This is a genomic window from Candidatus Methylomirabilota bacterium (assembly GCA_036002485.1).
Classification (GTDB): domain Bacteria; phylum Methylomirabilota; class Methylomirabilia; order Rokubacteriales; family CSP1-6; genus AR37.
In genome coordinates this window covers 13,357-35,754 of sequence record DASYTI010000102.1, presented here as the reverse complement: position 1 = coordinate 35,754, position 22,398 = coordinate 13,357, and the positions used below count along the sequence as shown (strand labels likewise).

The 22,398-nt window shown below is 68.5% G+C and carries 22 protein-coding genes; 13 read left to right on the top strand and 9 right to left on the bottom strand.

The genetic code is table 11. The features are described from left to right. The 9 genes from VGT00_09905 to VGT00_09865 form a co-directional block, all read left to right on the top strand. Positions 1–1,809 (top strand): molybdopterin cofactor-binding domain-containing protein (locus tag VGT00_09905; protein HEV8531719.1); only part of this gene is annotated, 1,809 nt, incomplete at its 5' end. A 13-nt stretch (positions 1,810–1,822) separates the two neighbouring features. Further along, entirely contained in the window at positions 1,823–2,917 is a 1,095-nt protein-coding gene (locus VGT00_09900; GenBank protein HEV8531718.1) for a Zn-dependent alcohol dehydrogenase, read from the top strand. Positions 2,918–2,924: 7 nt separating this feature from the next. Then, positions 2,925–5,147: a molybdopterin-dependent oxidoreductase gene (locus VGT00_09895; GenBank protein HEV8531717.1), complete on the top strand. Its 2,223-nt coding sequence runs from the start codon at positions 2,925–2,927 to the stop codon at positions 5,145–5,147. A gap of 18 nt (positions 5,148–5,165) precedes the next feature. Next, positions 5,166–5,666, top strand: coding sequence for a YbaK/EbsC family protein (locus VGT00_09890; protein HEV8531716.1), 501 nt, complete (start codon positions 5,166–5,168; stop codon positions 5,664–5,666). Further along, entirely contained in the window at positions 5,663–6,580 is a 918-nt protein-coding gene (locus tag VGT00_09885; protein HEV8531715.1) for a TIGR03619 family F420-dependent LLM class oxidoreductase, read from the top strand. Before VGT00_09890 ends, VGT00_09885 begins: the two co-directional genes overlap by 4 nt. Next, positions 6,577–7,527: a TAXI family TRAP transporter solute-binding subunit gene (locus VGT00_09880; protein ID HEV8531714.1), complete on the top strand. Its 951-nt coding sequence runs from the start codon at positions 6,577–6,579 to the stop codon at positions 7,525–7,527. The genes VGT00_09885 and VGT00_09880 overlap by 4 nt, the downstream gene beginning before the upstream one ends. 26 nt (positions 7,528–7,553) lie before the next feature. Continuing rightward, positions 7,554–8,171, top strand: coding sequence for an NIPSNAP family protein (locus VGT00_09875; protein HEV8531713.1), 618 nt, complete (start codon positions 7,554–7,556; stop codon positions 8,169–8,171). Between the two features lie 10 nt (positions 8,172–8,181). Continuing rightward, on the top strand, positions 8,182–9,216 hold the full coding sequence (locus VGT00_09870; protein HEV8531712.1) for a GntG family PLP-dependent aldolase: 1,035 nt from the start codon (positions 8,182–8,184) through the stop codon (positions 9,214–9,216). Next, complete coding sequence (locus VGT00_09865; GenBank protein HEV8531711.1) at positions 9,213–9,947, top strand: VOC family protein; 735 nt, start codon at positions 9,213–9,215, stop codon at positions 9,945–9,947. Before VGT00_09870 ends, VGT00_09865 begins: the two co-directional genes overlap by 4 nt. Before the next feature lie 400 nt (positions 9,948–10,347). Here the strand turns inward: VGT00_09865 and VGT00_09860 are convergent, their stop codons facing one another. Next, the gene (locus VGT00_09860; GenBank protein HEV8531710.1) at positions 10,348–11,235 is read right to left on the bottom strand and encodes a phosphotransferase; all 888 of its coding nucleotides are present in this window, start codon (positions 11,233–11,235) and stop codon (positions 10,348–10,350) included. Between the two features lie 65 nt (positions 11,236–11,300). Beyond that, entirely contained in the window at positions 11,301–12,386 is a 1,086-nt protein-coding gene (locus tag VGT00_09855) for an AI-2E family transporter (protein HEV8531709.1), read from the bottom strand. Positions 12,387–12,472: 86 nt separating this feature from the next. Between VGT00_09855 and VGT00_09850 the strand changes: the two genes are divergently transcribed. Genes VGT00_09850 through VGT00_09840 form a run of 3 tightly spaced genes read left to right on the top strand, consistent with a single transcriptional unit; the run spans position 12,473 to position 15,149 of the window. Further along, positions 12,473–13,672 carry a CoA transferase gene (locus VGT00_09850; protein HEV8531708.1) on the top strand — a complete coding sequence of 400 codons (1,200 nt, stop codon included), beginning with the start codon at positions 12,473–12,475 and terminating at the stop codon, positions 13,670–13,672. A gap of 12 nt (positions 13,673–13,684) precedes the next feature. Continuing rightward, complete coding sequence (gene msrA / locus VGT00_09845) at positions 13,685–14,332, top strand: peptide-methionine (S)-S-oxide reductase MsrA (protein ID HEV8531707.1); 648 nt, start codon at positions 13,685–13,687, stop codon at positions 14,330–14,332. A 37-nt stretch (positions 14,333–14,369) separates the two neighbouring features. Continuing rightward, positions 14,370–15,149, top strand: a complete 780-nt coding sequence (locus tag VGT00_09840) for a tetratricopeptide repeat protein (protein HEV8531706.1) — start codon at positions 14,370–14,372, stop codon at positions 15,147–15,149. A gap of 54 nt (positions 15,150–15,203) precedes the next feature. On the opposite strand, the gene VGT00_09835 is transcribed toward VGT00_09840, so the two are convergent. The 4 genes from VGT00_09835 to VGT00_09820 form a co-directional block, all read right to left on the bottom strand. Then, complete coding sequence (locus tag VGT00_09835; protein HEV8531705.1) at positions 15,204–15,764, bottom strand: HdeD family acid-resistance protein; 561 nt, start codon at positions 15,762–15,764, stop codon at positions 15,204–15,206. Between the two features lie 197 nt (positions 15,765–15,961). After that, the gene (locus tag VGT00_09830) at positions 15,962–16,507 is read right to left on the bottom strand and encodes a hypothetical protein (protein HEV8531704.1); all 546 of its coding nucleotides are present in this window, start codon (positions 16,505–16,507) and stop codon (positions 15,962–15,964) included. A gap of 189 nt (positions 16,508–16,696) precedes the next feature. Further along, positions 16,697–17,674, bottom strand: coding sequence for a 2-hydroxyacid dehydrogenase (locus VGT00_09825; GenBank protein ID HEV8531703.1), 978 nt, complete (start codon positions 17,672–17,674; stop codon positions 16,697–16,699). Beyond that, a complete protein-coding gene (locus tag VGT00_09820; protein HEV8531702.1) occupies positions 17,671–18,066 on the bottom strand; it encodes a PaaI family thioesterase in 396 nt (131 codons plus the stop codon). The genes VGT00_09825 and VGT00_09820 overlap by 4 nt, the downstream gene beginning before the upstream one ends. A 117-nt stretch (positions 18,067–18,183) precedes the next feature. Between VGT00_09820 and VGT00_09815 the strand changes: the two genes are divergently transcribed. Continuing rightward, entirely contained in the window at positions 18,184–19,041 is an 858-nt protein-coding gene (locus VGT00_09815; GenBank protein HEV8531701.1) for a helix-turn-helix domain-containing protein, read from the top strand. Here the strand turns inward: VGT00_09815 and VGT00_09810 are convergent. Genes VGT00_09810 through VGT00_09800 form a run of 3 tightly spaced genes read right to left on the bottom strand, consistent with a single transcriptional unit; the run spans position 19,038 to position 22,398 of the window. Further along, positions 19,038–19,370 (bottom strand): phosphoribosylpyrophosphate synthetase, encoded by a 333-nt coding sequence (locus tag VGT00_09810; protein HEV8531700.1) that lies wholly within the window; start codon positions 19,368–19,370, stop codon positions 19,038–19,040. The two genes, VGT00_09815 and VGT00_09810, sit on opposite strands and share 4 nt — an antisense overlap. Before the next feature lie 18 nt (positions 19,371–19,388). Then, positions 19,389–21,023 (bottom strand): acetolactate synthase large subunit, encoded by a 1,635-nt coding sequence (locus VGT00_09805; GenBank protein HEV8531699.1) that lies wholly within the window; start codon positions 21,021–21,023, stop codon positions 19,389–19,391. 10 nt (positions 21,024–21,033) lie between these two features. After that, positions 21,034–22,398 carry an NAD-dependent succinate-semialdehyde dehydrogenase gene (locus VGT00_09800; protein HEV8531698.1) on the bottom strand — a complete coding sequence of 455 codons (1,365 nt, stop codon included), beginning with the start codon at positions 22,396–22,398 and terminating at the stop codon, positions 21,034–21,036.

Sequence of the window (22,398 nt, the reverse complement as noted above, 5' to 3'; positions counted from 1 at the left end):
AACCTCGCCGTCTCCTTCAAGCTCGAGAAGGAAGGCGTGGAGGCCGGCTTCAAGGCCTCACATGTCGTCCTCGAGCTCGACATGATGAACCAGCGGGTGCTGCCGATCTGCATGGAGCCGCGCGCCTGCAGCGCCGTCTGGGACGACAAGGCGCAGAAGCTCACCATGTGGGGCGACACGCAGACCCCGCACACCATGCGCAACCAGATCGCCGAGCGCCTCAAGCTCAAGCCCGAGCAGATCCACCTCATGACCGGGCGCGTGGGCGGCGGATTCGGGGCCAAGGTGCCCGTGTACCAGGAAGACACGCTCGTGACCATGCTGGCGCGACGGCTCAAGCGCCCCGTGCGCTGGGCGGCCACGCGGCGCGAGGACATGCAGGCCACGGGACACGGGCGCGACATGCGCTGCTGGATGAAGCTGGGGGCGGACAAGACGGGCCGCGTGCTGGCCATGGACGTCCGGATCACGGGCAATGTCGGCTTCTGCCTCTACCACGTCGGCTGCCTCCTGCCCATCCTCTGCGCGCAGATGATCACCGGCTGCTACGACGTCCAGGCCGTGCGCGCCGAGGTGGTCTGCGGCTTCACCAACACCATGGGCACCGTGCCGTACCGGGGCGCGGGACGGCCCGAGGCCGCCTACTTCATCGAGCGGGCCATGGACATGCTGGCGGTCCGGCTCAAGCTCGATCCCGCCGATGTCCGCAAGCGCAACTTCATCCCGCCGGACAAGTTCCCGTACGACACCGCCCTCGGCAATTCCTATGACAGCGGCGAGTACGCCCGCGCCCTCGACCACGCCCTCGGCAAGGCGGGCTACCCCGCCCTCCGCAAGGAGCAGGAGGCGGCTCGCGCCAAAGGCCGCCTCGTGGGAATCGGGCTCGCCTCCTATGTCGAGATCTGCGGCTTCGAGGACGACGAGGTCTCCGACCTGGTGGTGGCCGACGACGGCCGCGTCACCGTGCTCACGGGCTCGGCCTCGCATGGCCAGGGGCACGAGACGGCCTTCGCGCAGCTCGTGGCCGATGAGCTGCAGATCCCCATGGACATGGTCAAGGTCGTCCACGGCGACACCGACCTGGTCCGCAATGGCGTCGGCACCTTCGGGAGCCGATCGGCGGCGCGCGGGGGCATGCACGCGCTCGGCAACGCCACCAAGGTGCGCGAGAAGGCGCAGCAGATCGCCGCCAATCTCCTCGAGGCGGCCGCCCCCGACATCGTGGCGGCCGACGGCAGGTTCTCCGTGCGGGGCGTGCCCGACCGTTCGGTCAGCTGGCAGCAGGTCGCAGCATCCGCCAAGGGCAACCTGCACTCGAAGGAGGACATCAAGGCCAGCCGCGGCATGCTCTTCCCCTTCGGCGCTCACGTGGCCATGGTCGAGGTCGATCGCGACACGGGCCAGCCTCGCCTCCTGCGTTACATGTCCGTGGACGATGCGGGCTTCCTCATCAATCCGCTCCTCGTCCAGGGCCAGGTCCACGGCGGCCTCGCCCAGGGCATCGGCCAGGCGCTCTGGGAGGAGGCGGCCTTCGACGAGGGCGGACAGCTTCTTTCCTCGAGCCTCATGGACTATGCGCTGCCCAAGACGGTTGACTTGATCTCCTTCGACAATGACCACACGCGCACGCATTCGCCGCGGACTCCCCTGGGCGTCAAGGGTGTCGGCGAGGCCGCGACCATCGGCTCCACGCCCGCGATCGCCAATGCCGTGATGGACGCGCTGGCCCCCCTGGGCGTCACGCACGTGGATCTGCCCCTCACCCCGCAGAAGGTCTGGGCCGCCATGAGCGCGGCCCGGAAGTCCTGAGGAGGGCTCGATCATGAAGGCCGCCATTCTCTACGAGGCGAATACGCCGCTCCAGGTGGTGGAGGTCGAGCAGCAGGGGCCGCAGTCAGGCGAGGCGCGTGTGCGCGTCAAGGCCGCGGGCATCTGCCACAGCGACTGGCACATCATGAACGGCGACTGGCCCCTGCCCCTGCCCATGGCCCTCGGCCACGAGGCGGCGGGCATCGTGGAAGAGGTCGGCCCGGGCGTGGCCAACGTCAAGCCCGGCGATCACGTCATCTTCTCGTTCCGGCCCCAGTGCGGCCGCTGCCTCTACTGCTCGCTCGGGCGCTCCATTCTCTGCGACGGGCACAAGAGCGCGCGCTTCGCCATGCTCGACGGCAGCCACCGCCTGCGCCGCGATGGGCAGAACATCAACCAGATGGCGCGCATCGGCACCTTCTCCGAGTTCGTCGTCTGCCCGGCCGAGATGCTCGTGCCCGTCCGCAAGGAGATGCCGTGGCCCCAGGCGGCGCTGGTGGGCTGCTGCGTCCCCACGGGGGTGGGGGCCGTCACCTCGTGCGCGCGCGTCGAAGCGGGCGCCTCGGTGCTCGTCATCGGTTGCGGCGGCGTAGGGCTCAACGTCGTGCAGGGCGCGCGGCTGGCCGGAGCGGGCATGATCGTGGCCGCGGATCTCCTCGACAGCAAGCTCGGCTACGCCAAGGAGTTCGGGGCCACCCACACCTTCAATGCGAAGCAGGACAATATCGTCGAGCGCGTGCGCGAGCTGACGGAGGGGCGCGGGGTCGACTATGCCTTCGACGCCATCGGCGGCGAGCAGACGACGCTGCAGATCCTGGACGCCATCCGGCCGGGCGGCGTCGCCGTCATCGTCGGCATGGCGGCCATGGCCGTCCGCGCGCCGATCACGCCCTACATGATGGCCCTCCAGGAAAAGACGCTCAAGGGCACCATGTACGGCTCCGTGCGCCCGCCCATCGATTTCCCGCGGCTGGTGGAGCTCTACCTCGATGGCCGGCTCAAGCTCGACCAGCTCGTGAGCCGGACCTACACGCTGGAAGAAATCAACGAGGGCTTCAAGGCCCTGACCTCGGGCCAGGTCGCTCGCGGCGTGGTGGTGTTCAACTGAGCCGCCCATGAAGTCACGGACCGTCTACGAGACCCCGCGCAAGGCCGGCGCCCCGGGCGAAGAAGTGGTCACCAGCACCTGCGCCCACAATTGCGGGGGGCGCTGCGTGGTCAATGCGCATGTCAAGGACGGCCAGATTGTGCGCATCAGCACCGATCCCCGGCGCTGGACGCCCGAGATGCCTCCCCTCACCGCCTGCGTGCGCGGCTTCGGCGCCGCCGAGCGCGTCAATCACCCCGACCGGCTACGTTATCCGCTGCGCCGCGTGGGCCCGAAGGGCTCGGGCGCCTACGAGCGCGTCTCGTGGGACGAGGCGCTCGACGAGGTCGCGGCCCAGATGCGGCGCATCCGTGACACCTACGGCCCCGCGGCCATCCTCGACTGCTCGCGCACCGGGAGCACGGCGGTGATCCACAATCGCGCCGTGGTCCAGCGCCTGCTTCACCTTTTCGGAGGCTGCACCGAGCTCTGGTCGAGCCTCTCGAACGAGGCGGAGATCTTCGCCCTCCGTCACACCTATGGCACCAAGGTGGATTGCAAGTTCGCGGGGCGTGAGCCCACCGACTACGTCAACTCGCGACTCATGATCCTCTGGGGCTGGAGTCCCGCCGACGGCACCTTCGGGACCAACTCACCCCAGTATGTCCACTGGGCGCGCGAGCAGGGCGTCCGCATGATCACCATCGATCCACGGGCCACGCGGACGAGCGTGAAGATGGCCGACGAGCACGTGCCGATTCGCCCCGGTACCGACGCGGCCATGCTCATCGCCATGACCCAGGTCATCGTGAGCGAAGGGCTACACGACCAGGCTTCCCTCGACCGGCTGGTCCTGGGCTTCGACGAGGCGCACCTGCCGGAGGGCGCGCCGCCGGGCTCGTCCTATCGCTCGTACCTGCTCGGTCTCTCCGACGGCGTGGTGAAGACGCCCGAATGGGCGGCGCCCCTCACCGGGGTCCCCACCGAGACGATACGAAGGCTCGCGCGCGAGTTCGCCACCATGAAGCCCGCCGCCCTCCACTGCGGCTACGCGCCGGGACGCACGGCCTACGGCGAGCAGTTCCACCGCGCGGCCTACGCGCTCTGCGCGATCACCGGCAATGTCGGCATCCCCGGCGGCAATTCCGGCTGCAGCGGCGGCGCGCAGTTCCACGGCATCAAGCGCCAGGGCGCGCCACCCAACCCCGTCAACGCGCGCGTGGCCTCGACGCTGCTCGCCGATCTGCTCGCGCGCGGCCGCGCCGGCGGCTATCCCGCCGATATCAGAATGGTCTACTCCGCCTGCGGTGACCTGGCCAACCAGTGTCCCAACGTCAACAAGATCACGGCCGGGCTCGAGCGTCTCGAGTTCATGGTTGCCCACGATCACTTCCTGACCCCGACGGCGCGCTATGCCGACATCGTCCTGCCCGCCACCACGTTCTGGGAGCGGAACGACATTCACACGCCGTGGAGCGGGACAGGCCACTACGCCATCTTCATGCGTCAGGCCGTCAAGCCCATGTACGAGTGCCGCAACGATGTCGACATCTGCGCGGATCTCGCCAACCGCCTGGGGCTGCAGGGCTACAATCGCATGGAGGACATCGAGTGGCTGCGCGAGGTCTGCGCCGGCACCGACATCGACGACTTCGACGCCTTCCGCGAGCACGGGCTGGCCCGCCTGCCCGCTCCGGAGGAAGCCGTGGCCTTCGCGCGAGAGGTCCGCGATCCCGTCCGGCATCCCTTCTCGACGCCGTCGGGGAAGATCGAGATCTACTCGACCTCTATCGCCGCCGACCCCGACCCGTACGGGCTCGGCCGGATTCCCGCCATCCCCACGTGGATCCCGCCTCACGCGGGCGACCCGCGCTATCCGCTCGAGCTGATCTCGCCCAAGTCGCGGGCGCGCACGCACTCGATTCACGACAACCAGGACATTCTCGCCCGGGCGGACACCCAGGACGTGTGGATCCATCCCGAGGACGCGGCCGCGCGCGGCATCGAGCACGGCCTGCCCGTGCGCGTCTTCAATCAGCGGGGCGCGACCATCCTGCCCGCGCGCGTGACCGACCGCATCGCCCGCGGGGTCGTCTCCATCAAGGAGGGCGCCTGGTTCACGCCCGCCGCCACCGGTACCGACACGCGGGGATGCGCCAATGTCCTGACGGAAGACCGCGCCACCCCGGCGGGGGCGCCGACGTACAACACCTGCCTCGTCGAGATCGAGCCCGCGCCCGCTCCTGCCTGAGCCTCCGGCGCCCTATCCATGAGCGACGACGCCGACGTCGAGAGGAAGGTCGCGGTGAGCCTCGAGGAGCTGGGCGCGCCGTTCGAGCTGATGCGGATCGACCCTGACTTCGCGGACACCGCGGCCTTCTGCGAGAGGTACGGCATCCCGCTCGACCACTCGGGCAACACCATCATCGTGGCCTCGAAGAAGGAGCCCAAGCAGTACTGCGCCTGCCTCGTCCTCGCCACCACGCGCCTCGACGTCAACCACACCGTGCGCAAGCTCCTCGGCGCCTCGCGCGTCTCCTTCGCCACCGCCGAGGAGACGCAGGCCCTCACCGGCATGATGATCGGCGGCGTGACGCTCTTCGCCCTGCCCCAAGACCTGCCTGTCTACGTCGACGAGCGGATCATGGCGCTCGACTACGTCATCCTGGGAGGGGGCAGCCGGTCCTCCAAGATCAAGATCGCTCCCCATGCCTTGAAGCGGCTGCCGAGCCTGACGGTGGTCGAGGGACTGGCCCAGGTCCTTTCATGAAGATCGGCGTCAACCTCATCAATTTCGGCCCCGGCGCCACGCCGGAGGCCTTGCTCTCGTGGGCGCGCCTCGTCGAGGAGCTGGGCTATCACCTCCTCATGACCTCCGACCACGTGGCCATCACGCCCGACGTCGCCGGCCGCTATCCCGCGCCCTTCTTCGAACCCTTGACCTTGCTCGGCTGGCTCGCCGGCGTGACGCGGCGAGTGGAGCTCGGCACCACCGTCATCATCGTCCCCTATCGTCATCCGCTCGAGACGGCGCGCGCCACCGCCGCCGTGGACCAGCTCTCGGGTGGGCGCTTCATCTTCGGGGTGGGCGTGGGATGGGCGAAGCACGAGTTCGAGGCGCTCGGGCTCCCCTTCGAGAAGCGCGGGGCCATGACCAATGACTATCTGAGCGCGATCAAGGCCTGCTGGACCCAGGACATCGCGAGCTACGAGGGACGCTTCGTCCGCTTCCAGGGCGTTCACACGTCTCCGCGGCCGCTCCGCGCGCCCCACCCGCCCATCTGGGTGGGCGGCGCCAGCGAGGGCGCGCTCCGGCGCGCGGTGGTCCACGGCGACGCCTGGCACCCGATCAGGGTGCGCGTGGACTGGCTGCGGGACGCGGGACTGCCCAGGCTCAAGGAGATCGCCCAGAAGGAGGACCGGCCGGTGCCCGCCCTCTGCCCGCGGATCAAGCTGCAGCTCTCGGACGGGCCGATGCCCGAAGACGCGCGCTCCGCGGGCCAGGGCAGCCTCGAGCAGGTGCGCGGCGATCTCCGAGCGCTCGAGGCCATGGGCGCGCCGTATGTGCTGCTCGATACCTACCTCGACGATCCCGAGGCGACCCGGAATCACGAGCCGGCCTGGCGGCTCCTGAAGACGGTGGCCGAGCGCCTGGTGGATCTCGGGCGTCAGGCGCTTCGATGATGAAGTGGTTCGGGGCCGCCGCCACCATCCTCTTCGCCATGGGCCTGGCCCGGGCTGAGGAGCAGCGGACCGTGGTCACCCTCGGCACGGCCACGCCCGGCGGCGGCTTTCCCGTCTATGGGCAAGCGGTGGCCGAGACCATTCACGCCACCGACCCCTCGCTCGAGGTGCGTACGCGGAATACCAAGGGCTCCACCGAGAACGTGCCGCTCCTCGAGGCGGGACAGCTCGACCTCGCGCTGGTCCAGGGCGAGGTCGCCCACGAGGCGCTGAGCGGCGTCGGCCGTCCGCCCGCGCGGCTCCAGATCCTCGTGGCCATGTACACCACGCCCGGCATGTTCGTGGTGCGGGGTGATCAGCCCTACCGGACCATCGCCGATCTCAAGGGCAAGACCGTGGCCTGGGGCGCTCGCGGATCCGGCCTCGTGGTCCTCGCCCGCTATGTGCTGGACGGGCTCGGCCTCGACATGGAGCGTGATTTCCAGTCCGTCTACCTCGATCAGGCGGGCGACGGGCCCGCCATGGTCGGCGACGGCCGCGCGGCCGCCCTCTGGGGTGGCGGGGCGGGCTGGCCCGGCTTCGCCGCCGTCGCCCGTGGCGCCCAGGGCGGGCGCTTCATCGCCCCTAGTCCGACGGAGCGCGCGCGCATCCAGGCCAAGCACGCCTTCCTCAAGACCTTGACGATTCCCGCGGGCGCCTATCCGGGACAGAGCGAGCCCATCGTGTCGGTGGGCTCGTGGAGCTTCATCCTCGCCTCGCCCACCCTGGCCGAGGACACGGCGTATCGCCTCGCCCGCGCCCTTCACCGCGGCGAGGCCATGATCGCCGCCAAGCTGCCCCAGGGGCACGAGACGACCGCGGCAAATACCGTGGCGGGCGCCCCGCGTCCCGAGCTCATTCATCCTGGCGCTCGTCGCTTCTTCCGCGAGATCGGCCTGCTTCCCTAAACTTCTAACCTAGAGAGGAGCGCACCATGATTTACGAGATCCGCACCTACGGCGTCAAGGTCGGCAGCCTCGGCGAGGTCGAGAAGCGCTACGGCGAGGCCTACGAGCACCGCAAGAAGTACTCGGAGCTCGCCGCCTTCTTCCACACGGAGATCGGGCCGCTCAACGAGATCATCCACATCTGGAAGTACGAGAGCATGGAGGATCGGGCCAAGGTGCGCGCGGCTGCCGCCAAGGACGCGAACTGGCCGCCCAAGATCCAGGAGTTCATCACGACGATGTCCGTGGAGATCGTGGTCCCCTTTCCCTTCGCCCCCGAGCCCAAGCCGGGCACCTACGGCCCCTACTACGAGTTCCGCTACTACACCTTCAGGGCGGGGACGCTGCCCGATACGATGAAGCGCTGGGAAGCCAAGCTGCCCGGCCGTCTCGGGCTCTCGCCGGTGGCCCTGGTCGGCCACGTCGAATTCGGCACCGCGAACAAGTTCATCCACATCTGGCCCTATCCGACCCTGGACGCGCGGGTGGCCACGCGGAAGAAGGCGGTGGCCGAGGGCCTGTGGCCGCCGGGCGGCGGGGCGGACAGCCTGCTCACCCAGGCGACCAAGATCGTCATGCCGTCGGCCTTCTCGCCGATGCAATAGGCGAGCACCGATGGCGATCGAGGTCGATCTCTACAGCGACACGGTGACCAAGCCCACCGCCGAGATGCGCCGCTTCATGTGCGAGGCGGAGGTGGGCGACGAGCAGAAGTACGAGGATCCCACGGTCAATCTCCTGCAGGACATGGTCGCCGAGCTCCTGGGCAAGGACGCCGCCCTCTTTCTGCCCTCGGGCACCATGTGCAACGAGATCGCCATGCGCGTGCACTGCCGCCCCGGCGAGGAGATGATCGCCCATCGCACCGCGCATCCCATCCACTTCGAGACGGGCGGGCCGGCCGCGCTGGCCGGCATCAACGTGCAGGGGCTCGACGGCCCGCGGGGTCAGTTCGACTTCGCGGCCGTCGAGGCGGCCATACGTCCGGACAACCGTCACATGCCGCGCAGCCGTCTCCTCTGGGTGGAGCAGACCTCCAATCTGGGCGGTGGCTCCGTGTGGCCGCTCGAGAAGATCCGCGCGGTGATCGATGTCGCGCGACGCCGGGGGCTCAGCACTCACATGGACGGCGCACGTCTGATGAACGCGGTGGTGGCGAGCGGCATCTCGGCCCAGCAGTGGGCGGCGCCCTTCGACTCGGCCTGGATCGATTTCACCAAGGGCCTGGGGGCGCCGGTGGGCGCGGCCATCGCGGGCTCGCGAGAGTTCATCGCGGAGGCGTGGCGCTGCAAGCAGCAGATGGGCGGGGCCATGCGCCAGGCGGGCATCATTGCCGCGGGTGGAGTGTATGCACTCCGTCACCACGTCAAGCGGCTCGCGGACGACCATGCCAACGCGAAGCGTCTGGCCGAAGGACTCGCCACCCTGCCCGGCCTCTCGCTGGATCCAACGACCATCGAGACCAATATCGTCTTCTTCGACCTGACGGGCTCGATCGGCGCCCCCGCCGCCGTGGAACGGCTTCTTTCGCGAGGCGTGCGCATGGGGGCCATCGGCCCCCGCACGGTCCGCGCCGTCACCCATCTGGACGTGAGCCCGCAGGGCATCGACCGCGCGCTCGAGGCGGCCCGGGAGGTCTTCACCGGTTGAGTCTGGTCGACCGTGTCCTCTTCGATCACCTCGCCATCGCCCTGCCGCGGATGTCCGACGCCGCACCGTTTCTCTCCGGCGAGCTGGGCGGCGTGCCAGACGTGGGCCAGCCCTCAGGCGTCTTCACGTGGGGCACCTATCGCTTCGAGGGCGGCGGATCGATCGAGATCATGGAGCCCGCGGGGCCGTCGGGCTTTCTCCATCGTTTTCTCTCCGAGCGAGGCGCGGGCATCCATCACGTGACCTTCAAGGTGCCGAGCCTCGCGGAGGCCTGCGCCCGCGCGGAGTCCGCGGGCTACGGGATCGTCGACCGCGACGACTCCGATCCGGAGTGGAAGGAGGCTTTTCTCCACCCCAAGCAGGCCCTGGGCATCGTGGTCCAGTTCGCCGAGGAGGGGCCGCCGCACGCCGGCTCCCGCCCCATGGTTCCCCCGCGTGGTGTGCCCGGCGCGCCGCCACCTGTCAATGTCCTGGGGCTGAGGCTGCGCTGTCAGTCCGTCGAGCGGGCCATGACCCAGTGGAAGACCGTGCTTCAGGGCACCGCCGCCAAGGGTTCGCGCGGCGAGCTCGTCTTTTCCTGGCCCGGCTCGCCCATGCGCCTTGCCGTCGAGATAGACCCGGTTGAGAGTGAGGGCCCTATCGCGGTAGAGCTTGCGAGCGGGCGACGGCTCTCGCTACCTGCGGGACCGCATCCGGTGCTCGGCGCTGTCTTCAGGGAAGAGGAGGTCTGACATGGGAATCCTCGCCACGCCCGTTCTGGGAGACTTCGTCGCGCGCGTGACCGGGCTCGTTCTCTCGAGCCTGCTCGTGTTGGATTGACCTGGTCCGAGGCTCGATCCGAGATTCAGCAGAGATTGCCAGATAGGTGAAAGAGTGCCGCCTCTCCCGGGAGGCGTTCGTCGAGATCGCCGAAGCGGCTGCATGGATTGGCAGCTACCCCGACTCGTTTCCGCTTCTCCTGGACCTGCCGGAAGAACTCTCGATCCGGCGCGCTCTACTCCCTCGCTTCCCGTATGCGCTGGTCTTCATGGAACTACCGCCAGAGGTGCGCGTGCTCGCTGTGGCACACCTCAAGCGCCGACCCGGATACTGGCTCAATCGGATTCGTAGCTAGGTCCTGTCTGGCGACCCTCACCATGCTGCGCCGATTCGTTTGAGCCTCTCGGCATCAGCGACCGCGCGCTCGGCCCAGGCGCGGGTTTGGGCGAGCGTTCGCTGGGTGCGGTGGTGCTCTTCGGGGGCGCGTAGCCCCCAGCCGTACTGCTCGAGCGCAGCGAGGGCGTGCACGCCACGGACGCGGGCTATGTCGACGGCGACGCCGGTCTTCGCTTGATAGACGGCAAGCGCGACGGCGAGATTGGCCTCGCCGTACGAGGGCAGCCAGCGGAATTCGTGATGGCGATCCGCCACGCAGGCCTCGTCGAAGTCATAGAGACCGACGATGTGCCCCTGGCCGTCGACGACGACGTTGTGGCTGCCGAGGTCGCCGTGGAGGAAGGTGCGATCCTCGCCCGGCTCATAGGAGTCCACGAGTCTCTGCGCCTTGATCGAGGACAGCGCGGTGGCCCCGCGACGCGCGTCGTCGAGATCGACGGCCGGCCGCGTGGGCAGGCCGGCCGCGATCAATGCCTCCAGAGCATCCGCGGACAGCGCGGTGTGAACCGCGGCGAAGAGCATGCCGAACTGACGCGCCCATGCCTCGCCGACGGCCTGATCATCCATGGCGCGCCGGTGGTGTTCGAGACCAGATCGTCCGGACACTCGCGTGCGCACACATACCCGGTCGCGGTGAACAACGGAGGACGGAATCGAGACGGGCAGGCGACCGGCGAGAGCCTGCAGCACCATGCGCTCGATAGTGAGCCGGGCCGTCGCTTCGGCCGTGAGGGCCACCCAGGCGACGTGCGACGGCAACTCCACCATCACGCGGGAGCCGCGGATTGCTGCGCTGACCACGCGGGTATCAAGGCCCGCGCCACGAGCGACTTCGACGGCCCCCGCGATGGACTGCTCTAGCATATGGGGCGACTACTCATCCGATCCAAGAGCGTTCCGAACGCTCGGACCTGGTAGCCGCTATTCCGTCAGGTGTCCTGAGCACGCCCCGCCATCCCCGCTTCCGCGGCGAAGCGGAGCAGCGCGAGCGTGATGGCCACGAGCACCGGTCCCACCACGATCCCCACCGCCCCGAAGGCGCCGATCCCGCCCATGAGTCCCAGGAAGACGGGCAGCGTGGACATCTCCGCCTGCCCCGACACGAAGGCCGGCCGGATCAAGCTGTCGGACATGCCGACGACGACGAGGCCGCCCCACAGCAGCATGAACACGGCTGCCCCCATCCGTCCCTGTGCGAAGAGGACGATGGCCGCGGGCACCCACACCGCCGCCGTGCCCGGGACGGGCAGGAGCGCGGCCACCGCGGCGAGCACGCCGAAGACCACGACCGACGGCAAGCCGACGAGCAGGAAGGCGATACCGACCAGCGCCCCCTGGACCGCGGCCGTGACCATGGAGCCCAGAGCGACCCCCCGCGTCACTGAGGCGATGTGCTCGACGAGACTCTCCTTCCGACGCGGGTCGAGCGGGACCAGACGCAGGGTGGCGGCCACCATCACGTCCCAGTCGCGCAGGAAGAAGAAGATGAGGAAGAGCGTCATGAGCATGTTGAAGAGGGTGCCGAGGGCGCTCGCGAAGAGGCTGCCGCTCGTGGTGACGAAGAGCCCGAGGAGGCTCTTGGTGGCCTCGATGGCGGCGGCCTGAAGCTGCGTGGTGTCCACGGGAAGGAAGTCGTTGAGCCACACGAGGACACGGTGGACGATGGGCAGGTTCCAGAGATCACTCGTCTGCGAGACCTTGTACCGCTCCGCGAGCGCCTGCAGGCTTCCGATCAGCTCGCTGGCCTGGCGACCGAACACCACGGCGAGCATGCCCACGGGGACCAGCACGAAGAGGAAACCCGCCGTGGTCAGGATGATCGCCGCGGCGCCCCGGCGGCCGCCGAGCATGCGCGTGAGGCGCCCGTTCACGGGCTTGAGCAGAAAGGCCAGGAGCACGGCCCACACGATGGATTCGAAGAAGGGGCGCAGGACCTCGAAGACCCCGACGGCCAGGAGCGCGGCCGCGGCCACCCAGAAGACCCGCAGATAGAACTGGCGATCGCTGTCCGTCATAGACCTGCGCCGGACACTACGGGCTTTCCCGTAAGGGGTCAAGACCGCGGGGCTGAACGCCCCGTCGCTGCGGTATCATAGCGTCCATGACTCCCGACCTGCTCGCCCTCGACGGCATTCGTGTCATCGATCTCTCGCGCGTCATCGCCGGCCCCTGGTGCGGCGCCCTCCTCGCTGACCTGGGGGCGGACGTCGTCAAGGTGGAGGACACGGGCAGCGGCGACGAGTCGCGTACCTGGCCTCCGCACAAGGACGGCGAGGCCGCGGCCTATCTTCTCTTCAACCGCAACAAGCGCGGCATGGCCCTCGATCTCAAGGCCCCGGAGGGAGTCGACGTCGTCAAGGCGCTCGTCCGGGACGCCGACGTCCTCATCGAGAATTTCCGCACGGGGACCATGGAAACCTTCGGGCTGGGCTATGACGCGCTTGCCGCGATCAATCCGCGGCTCATCTACTGCTCCGTCTCCGCGTTTGGCCGAACCGGCCCCCGCAAGGACAGCCCGGGGTACGAGGCGCTCATGCAGGCGTTCAGCGGCATCATGTCCATCACGGGCGAGCCGGACGGGCAGCCGGTGCGGGCCGGCGTCTCTTTCCTCGATCTCTCGACCGGCATCCTCTGCGCCCTCGGCATCTGCAGCGCGCTCATCCAGCGCGACAAAACGGGCCTCGGCCAGCGCGTGGACGGCTCCCTCCTCGAGACCGCGGTCAGCCTCCTCGCCTTCCACGCCGAGGGCTACCTGCTCACGGGCGCCGTGCCCAAGGCCCTGGGCTCGGGGCACCCATCGCTCTCGCCTTATCGGAACTTCAAGTGCCGCGACGACCAGTGGATCTTCATCGCGGCCGCCAATGACCGCTTCTGGATCAAGTTCGCCCGCGCCCTCGGCCTCGACGATCTGGCCGCCGACCCGCGTTTCGCCGTCAATCAGCAGCGGGTGAAGAACCGAGTCGAGCTCGAGACGCGGCTCGAGCAGGTGATCGCCGACCGCGACCGCGAAGAGCTCCTGAAGATCCTCGCGGAGGCGGACGTGCCGGCGACCCCCGTCAATACCGTGGATCAGGTGATGAACGATCCGCAAACGATCGAGCGCGGCATCATCCAGCGCGTGACCCATCCGCGCCTCGGGGAAATTCCCGTGGTGGGAACGCCGCTGAAGTTCTCGCGAATGACCCCGGGGGTCAGGCGCGCGGCACCGCTGCGCGGCCAGCACACCGACGAGATCCTGGTCGCCTGCGGCTTCACGCCGGCGAGAATCCAGGAGCTCCGCGACAAGAAGGTCGTCCTCTAGAGGAGGCGAGAAATGTTCGGCCTAAAGAAACGCTCGATGATCATGAAGGACGAGGCCCTCCGCGGCCGCGCCACGGCCATGCCCGTTCCCGAGAAGCACTTCGTCTCGGGCGCGCGCCTCAGCCCTCTCTTCCCCGCGGGTATGGAGCTCGCGACCTTCGGCATGGGGTGCTTCTGGGGCGAGGAGCGAAAGTTCTGGGAGCTCCCGGGCGTCTACTCGACATCCGTGGGCTATGCGGGCGGCTTCACGCCCAATCCGACCTACGAAGAAGTCTGCAGCGGGATGACGGGCCACACCGAAGCGGTGCGCGTCGTGTTCGATCCCGCCAAGATCTCCTACGACGAGCTGCTGCGCGTCTTCTGGGAGAATCACGATCCGACCCAGGGCATGCGCCAGGGCAATGACGTGGGCACCCAGTACCGCTCGGCGATCTATACCTACGGCGAGCCGCAGGAGAAGGCGGCCCTCGCCTCACGCGACGCCTACCAGCGCGTGCTCAGCAAGGCCGGCTACAAGACCATCACGACGGAGATCTGCCCGGCGACCGAGTTCTACTATGCCGAGGACTACCATCAGCAATACCTCGCCAAGAACCCGTGGGGCTATTGCGGCGGCGGCGGCACCGGCGTGAGCTGCCCGGCTGGGCTCACCACCGCCTGAGCGCCCGGATTCTTCCGCGCGCAGGAGGAAGCAGTTGATGAGAGCGGGAGGGCGGCGGGGGACGGTGGCGCTGATCTGCCTTCTCCTCGTGGCCCTGGCCGGCGGCTGCGCCTCTCTCGGATTCGAGAGGCCCGATTCCCTCATGGAGGAGGGCCGGCAGCTTTACGCCGAGAAGAAGTACGACGAAGCCATCGCGAAGTTCGAGCGGGTCATCGAGCTCGACCGCACCCGCTTCCTCGCCTATGTCTACCTCGCGCGCTGTTGCATCGCCAAGAGCTCGTGGGGCAAGGCCATCACCAATGCCCGGCTCGCCTATCAGGCCTCTCCGGGAGGCGAGGACGTGGTCGCCACCTTTGGCGAGGCGCTCTTCGGCGGGGGGTTGGCCGCGGTCACGAGCGGCCAATTCGCCGAGGCCATCGCGGATTTCACGGAGTACATCCGTCTGCGCCCCACCGATGCCAAGGGCTATCTCGGCGCCGGCCGAGCCTATCTGGCGAGCGCGCAGTACGACCAGGCGCTCGGCACGCTCGCCCGCGGTCTACAGACGGACGCCGGGGGAGCGCTCAGGAGTGATCTGCTGCGGGAGCTTCTCGACGGCGGCGTGCGAGCCATGCAACGCGGGAATATCGACAGCGCGGCCAAGCTTTTCCAGGAGTACCTGCGCCACGACGCATCGAACGCCGCGGCCTACCTGACCATGGGCAAGGCTTTCCTTCAATCGGGCGACCGGACTCAAGCGCTCTTCCACCTCGGCCGCGCCCTCCAGCTCAATCCCTCCATCCCCGAGGCGAGCGATCTCCTCCGCGGCCTGCGCTAGAAGACTCCCAACCATCTGGCCCATTACTCGGACAGGAGTCTCCTAGAGGCTGATTTAGGTCGTCTTGTCCTCGGTCCGAAGGGCCAAAGCCAGCATGACCCAGGACCAGCCGCAGAAGATCAGGTCTATGCCCACGAACATGCCAATGATCCAGAGCGCGGCGCCGGGCATCTGCCTCCAGATCAGCACTCCGAGCACGAGGGTGATGAGACCGTTCAGCAGCACCCAGCCCCAGTGCGGGTAGCGCATCAGAAGGGCCGTGATGATCCGGAAGAGACCCCCGATCATGAAGAACATGGCCATGAGTAGGGTCAGCACGACCGCGCCGGAGGTTGGATGCAGGACGAGGATGAAGCCCGCGACCACGCCCAGCACGCCATTGACGACGTGAAGGCCGACCCCGCCCCATTTCGGCTGGCGGAAGGCATAGCCGACCTCGATGGCGCCCGAGATGAGGAGCAGCCAGCCGAAGAAGAGGACGGAGGCTAGCGTGGCCAGGACGGCCGCGCCCAGGGCCAGCGTGCCGACCAGGATGAGGACAATGCCGAGCCCGAGCAGCCAGCCCCGAGCTTTTCTGACCCCTTCCATCCCGGACACTGCGACGCTCGTAGCCATGGCCGAATCTCCTTTCCCTGAGAGGCCGGGCACGGCGCGTGCCCGGGCAGAGACTGAGCGCGGCCCATCCCCTTGTCAAGCCGGCCACTGCGCGGAGCGCGGCTCGCAGAGCTCGGCATCGAGGGAGCGGCGGCGGGGCGGTAGTACGGCGACGGGCGCGCGTGCATGGCCGCACGCCCGTCGCCGCAGCCTGCTGGCTAGGAGGTGGTCCTCGGGTACGGGTTGCCCGTGCGCTTGAGGGCCCGCAGCCCGCTGTCCACCACCATGGGCGCGGTATCTCGAGTCAGGGCCTCGCTCCCGTAGCCGTAGTAATGCGAGAAGCCGCCCTCGTCGAGACGAGCGAGGAGCTGGGATCCATGGGCGCGGATCAAGAGAAGCACGCGCTGGGTGTCGCAGTCGCGCGGCACGCAGCCCGTCACGGCGATGTAGTCCACGCCTCCGATGCGAAGCATCCGCAAGGGGCCACCACGCTCGAAGTATGGCGCGGCGCCCATGACGAGCTGACCGCCGCCCTGGGAGGCGGGCATCCAGTCAGGCCCGAAGAGCGCGCGAATCTTGTCCCCCATCTCCGGGTTCTGCAGGATCTGGTCGACCGTCTGGCCATAGGCGAGCGCGCGCGCGTCCGCCGGAAGGACCTCGGCAGCGGGAGGTACGGGGGAGCCCGGCCGCGGGGCGACCGTGCAGGCGGTAGCGACGAGCACAGCCAGGGAGCACAGCCATCCAGCGCGAAGCACGTGAGCCATAGTGTTCCTCCTCGGCGTGGACGACACGCCTTCCAATGGAGACGCAACCCATGTGCCAGCGCGCTCACGCGATCAGGAATCGCCGAATATCCTGAATCCCCCCAGTTACGCGGCGACCCGAAAAATGGACAAGCTGCTCAATCACGGAAAGATTTTCCGTCACCGGCAAGACCTACCCGGTGACACGACCTAGGCGATTCGCGGAATCAGGTTGGACACGGGCTCGCCCCGCGCCACGCGCCCGATGTTCTCCGCCACGAGCATGGCCCGCCCCTCCATGGTGCCCTCGGTCCAGCCGGACACATGCGGCGTCATGAGCACGTGGGGCAGCTCGTGGAATGGGTGACGCGAGGGAAAGGTCGGCTCCCCGCTGGTCGGATAGCGATACCAGACGTCGAGGGCGGCCCCGGCCATGGTCCGCTGGCGGAGCGTCCGATAGAGCGCGTCCTCGTCGACGATGGACGCGCGGGCCACGTTGATGAGCACTGACGTGGGCTTCATGAGCCCGAGCTCCCGCGCGCCGAGGAGACCACGGGTGGCCTCGGTCAGGGGCACCGTGACCACCAGGTAGTCGGCGCGCCTCAGGATCTCGTCGAGCGCTTCCGGCCCGCCGAGGAACGCGAGGCCCTGCCCGTCCTCTCGCGTCGGCCTCTGGCGCATGGCCCATATCGTCATGTCGAAGGCGCGGGCCCGGCGTGCCACGTGCTGGCCGATGCGGCCATATCCCAGGATGCCCAGCGTCTTGCCGGCCAGCTCCGGCCATGTCGGCGGCGGCTCGGCCCCCGGAACCCATGGGCTCTCCCAGCGTCCCCGCCGGAGGGCCGCGTCGAGCCGACAGAGGTCTCGGCTCAGGGTCAGCATGGCGCCCATCACGTATTCGGCGATGCCGACCTCGTGGTTGTAGGCATTGGCCAGCAAGGTGGCGGCGGGGAGCGCGGAGCGATCGATCCGGTCCAGCCCCGCCCCGGGCACCTGCACGAGCTTGAGTCGCGCGCCCGCCGCGCCCATCTCGCGCGTGAAGGCCAGCGTGACGAGGACGTCGACCTCCGGAAGGCGGCAGGCGATACCGGCCTCGTCGGCCAGGATCATCTCGCACTCGATGTCCAGGTGACGCCGCACTCGATCCGCGAGCCGGACCGAGAATGGCCCGGCGAAGCCCACCTTCATGTCAGGACCATCTGGGTCTGAATCGTGAGCGACAGCAGGCGCCCGGCGTCATTGGTGACGCGCGTCTGCCAGACCATGGTCCGCTTGCCTCGGTGAAGCGCGGTCGTCTCCGCGCGCACCGTTCCGGAGCGGCCGGCCGCGAAGAAATTGGTCTTGGACTCGAGGGTGGTGGTACGGGCACCCGCGGGCAGGTTGAGCACGGTCGCCACCGCGCCGATCGTGTCGGCCAAGGCCATGAGGGTGCCGCCGTGGAGGCTCCCCCCCACGGTGGTCAGCTCGTCTCTGTAGTCGAGCTCAGCGACCACCCGGTCCGGGGTGGCTTCGACGATGCGGATACCCAGTAGCTCGGAGAGGGTTCCCCTGAAGAGGTCGGAGACGGCGGCGGCATCCATCGGCATCAGGGCACCTTCCTTTCGCTGATCACGGAGCATGATGGAGCGGCCCCGGGCAGAGCTCAATTACCTCTGAGGTAATGTCCCTGCTCTGATGAGCGGTGTAGACTCCCGGGCATGGCGCGAGCGCGGGCGGCAGGCCCGAAGCGCAAGAGGGGCGCGGAGAACGCGCTGGGACCCCTGCTCCGCCTGTGGCGCGAGCGCCGCCGGATGAGCCAGCTCACCCTGGCCGTGGAGGCGGAGATCTCCTCGCGTCACCTGAGCTTCATGGAGACCGGGCGCGCCAAGCCGAGCCGGGAGATGGTCCTCCTCCTCGCCCGCGTGCTCGACGTGCCGCCGCGCGGCCGCAACGAGCTGCTCCTGGCCGCGGGCTACGCGCCCGTGTATCTGGAGCGAGGGCTCGAAGCGCCCGAGATGACCCAGGTGCGCCGGGCCCTCGACTTCATGCTGCGCCAGCAGGAGCCCTTCCCCGCCCTCGTGGTCGATGGCCACTGGAATATCCTGATGAGCAATGAAGGCATGCAGCGAGTCATGGGTCTTTTCCTCGACCCCACCAAGGCCGCGACCCTGGGGCCGCCCAATGCCATGCGGCTCTTCTATCATCCCCGGGGAGTCCGCCCGTACATCGTGAACTGGGAGGCGACGGCGGCCGCCCTCATCCAATGGCTTCATCGGGACTTGCTGCGGGGAGATCCGGAGATCGGCCGGCTCCTCGACGAGCTGCTCTCCTACCCGGACGTGCCGCACCACTGGCGCAAGCTGGACCTCGACGCCTCCACCGCGCCCTTCCTCGCCGTGGAGCTGGCCCGGGACGATTTCCACCTGAAGTTCTTCTCGACGCTGACGAGCCTTGGCGTCCCCTATGACATCACGCTGCACGAGCTGCGGGTGGAGGCCTTTTTCCCGGCCGACGAGGGGAGCGAGGCCCTGATGCGCCGTCTCGCCCGAGAGGCAGGAACTCGGACAGACGCCTAGGGGGAGCCGTTCGCGCGAATGGGGACATCTTCCATGACCGCGCTCGTGGCGGGATCCGAGTACACGCCGAAGGCGTCGGCCAGGGTGCCGCGCACCCCGCTCGTGCTCTCGATGGCGTAGAGGATGGCCATGTCGTCGGGATCCGAGATGCCCTCGAAGCGATAGTACTCGCGGATCACCAGGTCTTTCGGCCGCATGGTCTGTCCGCCGTCCACCGCGCGAAGCCCGCCGTCGAAGACCTGGAAGCGCTCGGTGAATCCGCGACGCGCGAGCTCGTCCAGGGCGCCCGCAAGCGTCGTGTAGGCCTCCGCGTTGATGAGGGGCGGCATGGATGGCGTACCCCGCTTCTAGATCGGGCACACGAGGTGCCCGAGCCGCTCCGTCAGCTTGGCGTTCTCGCGATAGTCGACCGGCACGTCGACGATGGACGGACCGGGCTCGGCCAGGGCCTCGGCCAGGACCTGGCCGAGCTCGCGCGGAGATTCCACCGCATAGCCCTTGGCGCCAAAGGCTTCGGCCAGCGCGACGAAGTCGGGATTGCCGAAGGTCACGCCCGTCTCGCGTCCGAGATGCGTCTGCTGCTTCCACTGGATCAGGTTGTATCCGCCGTCGCGGAAGATCACGTTCACCACGGCGAGCCCCAGCCGGCGGGCCGTCTCGAGCTCCTGGCAATTCATGAGGAAGCCGCCGTCGCCGCTCACCGCCACCACGTTGCGCTCGGGGTGAACGAGCTTGGCCGCGATGGCCGCGGGCAGGGCAAAGCCCATGGCGGCCAGGCCATTGGAGATCAGCACGGTGTTGGGCTCGTAAGCTGGAAAGGTCCGGGCGATCCAGAGCTTGTGGGTGCCCACGTCCGAGATGAGGATGTCCTCGCGCCCCATGCGGGCGCGGAGCTCTCGCAGGATGTGCTGCGGCTTGAGGGGGAAGGTCTGATCGTCCGCCCCCTCCTCGAGATCCTTGAGAATGAGCCGGCGGAGCTCGAGGTAGGGCGACGGGTCCTTCTCCCCCTTCACCATGTCGTTCAGCAGCTCGAGGGCCTCCCGCACATCGGCCACCACCTCGACGGCCGGCTGGTAGAAGCTGTCCACCTCGGCCGGGGTGAAGTCGATGTGGATGATGGGCTTCTTCCGGGCCGGGTTCCAGAACTTCGGGGCGTACTCGACGGGATCATAGCCGACGGCGATGATGAGATCCGCCTTCTCGAACCCGCACGACACGTAGTCCCGCGCCTGGAGCCCGGCCGAGAGCAGGCAGAGATCGTCGTCGGCTGGCATGGAGCCCTTGGCCATGAAGGTGTGGACGACGGGGATGCCGTGTCTCCGGGCAAGCGCCCGCAGCTCCGTCGAGGCGCGCCCCCGGATCACGCCGTTCCCGGCGAAGATCAGCGGATGAGTGGCCTCCTCGATGAGACGGGCGGCGGTCTGGAGGGCCGGGCGGTCCGGGGACGGGCGCCGCGCTCGCACCGTCGACAGCGGCGTTCCGTCGACCGCTTCCCCCGCCACGTCCTCGGGCACCTCGATGTGGCAGGCCCCGGGCTTCTCGGACTCGGCGAGCTTGAAGGCCTTGCGAATCACCTCGGGAATCACGGCCGCCGTCTCCGCGCGCGTGTTCCACTTCGTCAACGGCCGCAGATGCTCGATGATGTCCACGTGCTGGTGGGATTCCTTGTGGATGCGATCGCGGGCGGCCTGCCCCGTGATCGCCACGAGCGGGGCGCGGTCGAGGTTGGCGTCGGCGACGCCCGTGGCGAGGTTGGTGGCTCCGGGCCCGAGCGTCGAGAGGCAGACCCCCGCATGGCCCGTGAGACGGCCGTAGGCGTCGGCCATGAAGGCCGCGCCCTGCTCGTGTCGCGTGGGGATGAAGGTGACCCGGGAGTCCGCGAGGGAGTCCAGGATGTCCAGGATCTCCTCGCCCGGGAGGCCGAAGACATAGCGAACGCCTTCGTTCTCGAGACACTGGACGATGAGATCGGAGGCCTTCATGGCGGGAGGGCTAGACGATCCAGACCGACTTGATGTTGACGAACTCGCGGATTCCGTACTCAGAGAGCTCCCGCCCATAGCCCGAGCGCTTGATCCCGCCGAAGGGCATGCGCGGATCTGACTTCACGAGCCCGTTCACGAACACGCACCCCGCCTCGATCTGGGCGGCCATCCGCTCGGCGCAGGCGCGGTCCCGGGTCCACACCGAGGCTCCAAGTCCGTACGGAGAATCGTTAGCGAGGCGCACGGCATCCGCCTCGTCCTTGGCGCGGATCACCGCCGCCACCGGGCCGAAGGTCTCCTCATCGAAGGCGGGCATGCCCTTGTCGACGGCGGCGAGGAGGGTGGGCGGATAGAATGCTCCCTTGCCGGCGGGGATCTCGCCACCGAGCAGGCGCTTGGCCCCGCGCCGGACCGACTCCTCGACCTGCTGGTGGAGCGAGTCTCTGAGATCGGCGCGGGCCTGCGGGCCGACCTGAGTCTCGCGCGCCAGGGGATCGCCCATGCGACGGCTTTGCAGCTCGTCGCGGAACTTCTCGATGAACTGATCGGCGAGCGGCTCGACGACGATGAAGCGCTTGGCCGCGATGCAGCTCTGGCCGCTATTGATGAGCCGCGCGTCCGCCGCCGTCCGGGCCGCGGCAGCCACATCGGCATCGGCCAGCACCATGAACGGGTCGCTCCCCCCGAGCTCCAGCACCGTCTTCTTCAGGTGGTGGCCCGCATGCTCGGCCACGCTGCTGCCCGCGCGCTCGCTGCCCGTGAGGGTGACCGCGACGATGCGGGGATCAGCGATCAGCCCGGTGACGGCCGGAGACCCGATGAGCACGCTCGAGAAGACCCCGCGCGGGAAACCCGCGTCGACAAAGACCTGCTCGATGGCCAGCGCGCAGCCCGGGACATTGGAGGCGTGCTTGAGAATGCCGACATTGCCGGCCATGAGGGCAGGCGCCGCAAATCGGAACACCTGCCAGAAGGGAAAGTTCCAGGGCATCACGGCGAGGACGGCTCCGAGGGGATCGAAGCGCACATAGCTGCTGGACGCTTCCGTCTCGCGGGGCTGCTTGGCGAGAAAGGATTCCGCGTGCTCCGCATAGTAGTCGCAGACGGAGGCGCACTTCTCGACCTCCGCCTCGGCCTGCACGATGGGCTTGCCCATCTCGAGCGTCATGGTGCGCGCGTATTGCCCCTGGCGGGTCCTGAGGACCTGCCCGGCCTTACGCATGCGACGGGCACGCTCGGCAAAGGGCACCGCGCGCCACTCGAGGAACATGGCGTGGGCCCGCGCCAAGATTTGATCCAGCTCGCTGCGAGAGGTTTCCTCGTAGGTCTCGAGGACTTGTCCGGTAGCGGGGTTAATGGTCTGGATGCTCAT

Coding starts and splice junctions, on each gene's coding strand:
- VGT00_09860 (HEV8531710.1), bottom strand. CDS start 11,235: ATGCTAGAGCAGTCCATCGCGGGGGCCGTCGAAGTCGCTCGTGGCGCG.
- VGT00_09900 (HEV8531718.1), top strand. CDS start 1,823: ATGAAGGCCGCCATTCTCTACGAGGCGAATACGCCGCTCCAGGTGGTG.
- msrA (HEV8531707.1), top strand. CDS start 13,685: ATGTTCGGCCTAAAGAAACGCTCGATGATCATGAAGGACGAGGCCCTC.
- VGT00_09840 (HEV8531706.1), top strand. CDS start 14,370: ATGAGAGCGGGAGGGCGGCGGGGGACGGTGGCGCTGATCTGCCTTCTC.
- VGT00_09815 (HEV8531701.1), top strand. CDS start 18,184: ATGGCGCGAGCGCGGGCGGCAGGCCCGAAGCGCAAGAGGGGCGCGGAG.
- VGT00_09855 (HEV8531709.1), bottom strand. CDS start 12,386: ATGACGGACAGCGATCGCCAGTTCTATCTGCGGGTCTTCTGGGTGGCC.
- VGT00_09885 (HEV8531715.1), top strand. CDS start 5,663: ATGAAGATCGGCGTCAACCTCATCAATTTCGGCCCCGGCGCCACGCCG.
- VGT00_09820 (HEV8531702.1), bottom strand. CDS start 18,066: ATGGATGCCGCCGCCGTCTCCGACCTCTTCAGGGGAACCCTCTCCGAG.
- VGT00_09880 (HEV8531714.1), top strand. CDS start 6,577: ATGATGAAGTGGTTCGGGGCCGCCGCCACCATCCTCTTCGCCATGGGC.
- VGT00_09805 (HEV8531699.1), bottom strand. CDS start 21,023: ATGAAGGCCTCCGATCTCATCGTCCAGTGTCTCGAGAACGAAGGCGTT.
- VGT00_09810 (HEV8531700.1), bottom strand. CDS start 19,370: ATGCCGCCCCTCATCAACGCGGAGGCCTACACGACGCTTGCGGGCGCC.
- VGT00_09830 (HEV8531704.1), bottom strand. CDS start 16,507: ATGGCTCACGTGCTTCGCGCTGGATGGCTGTGCTCCCTGGCTGTGCTC.
- VGT00_09850 (HEV8531708.1), top strand. CDS start 12,473: ATGACTCCCGACCTGCTCGCCCTCGACGGCATTCGTGTCATCGATCTC.
- VGT00_09890 (HEV8531716.1), top strand. CDS start 5,166: ATGAGCGACGACGCCGACGTCGAGAGGAAGGTCGCGGTGAGCCTCGAG.
- VGT00_09835 (HEV8531705.1), bottom strand. CDS start 15,764: ATGGCTACGAGCGTCGCAGTGTCCGGGATGGAAGGGGTCAGAAAAGCT.
- VGT00_09825 (HEV8531703.1), bottom strand. CDS start 17,674: ATGAAGGTGGGCTTCGCCGGGCCATTCTCGGTCCGGCTCGCGGATCGA.
- VGT00_09870 (HEV8531712.1), top strand. CDS start 8,182: ATGGCGATCGAGGTCGATCTCTACAGCGACACGGTGACCAAGCCCACC.
- VGT00_09895 (HEV8531717.1), top strand. CDS start 2,925: ATGAAGTCACGGACCGTCTACGAGACCCCGCGCAAGGCCGGCGCCCCG.
- VGT00_09800 (HEV8531698.1), bottom strand. CDS start 22,398: ATGAGCATCCAGACCATTAACCCCGCTACCGGACAAGTCCTCGAGACC.
- VGT00_09875 (HEV8531713.1), top strand. CDS start 7,554: ATGATTTACGAGATCCGCACCTACGGCGTCAAGGTCGGCAGCCTCGGC.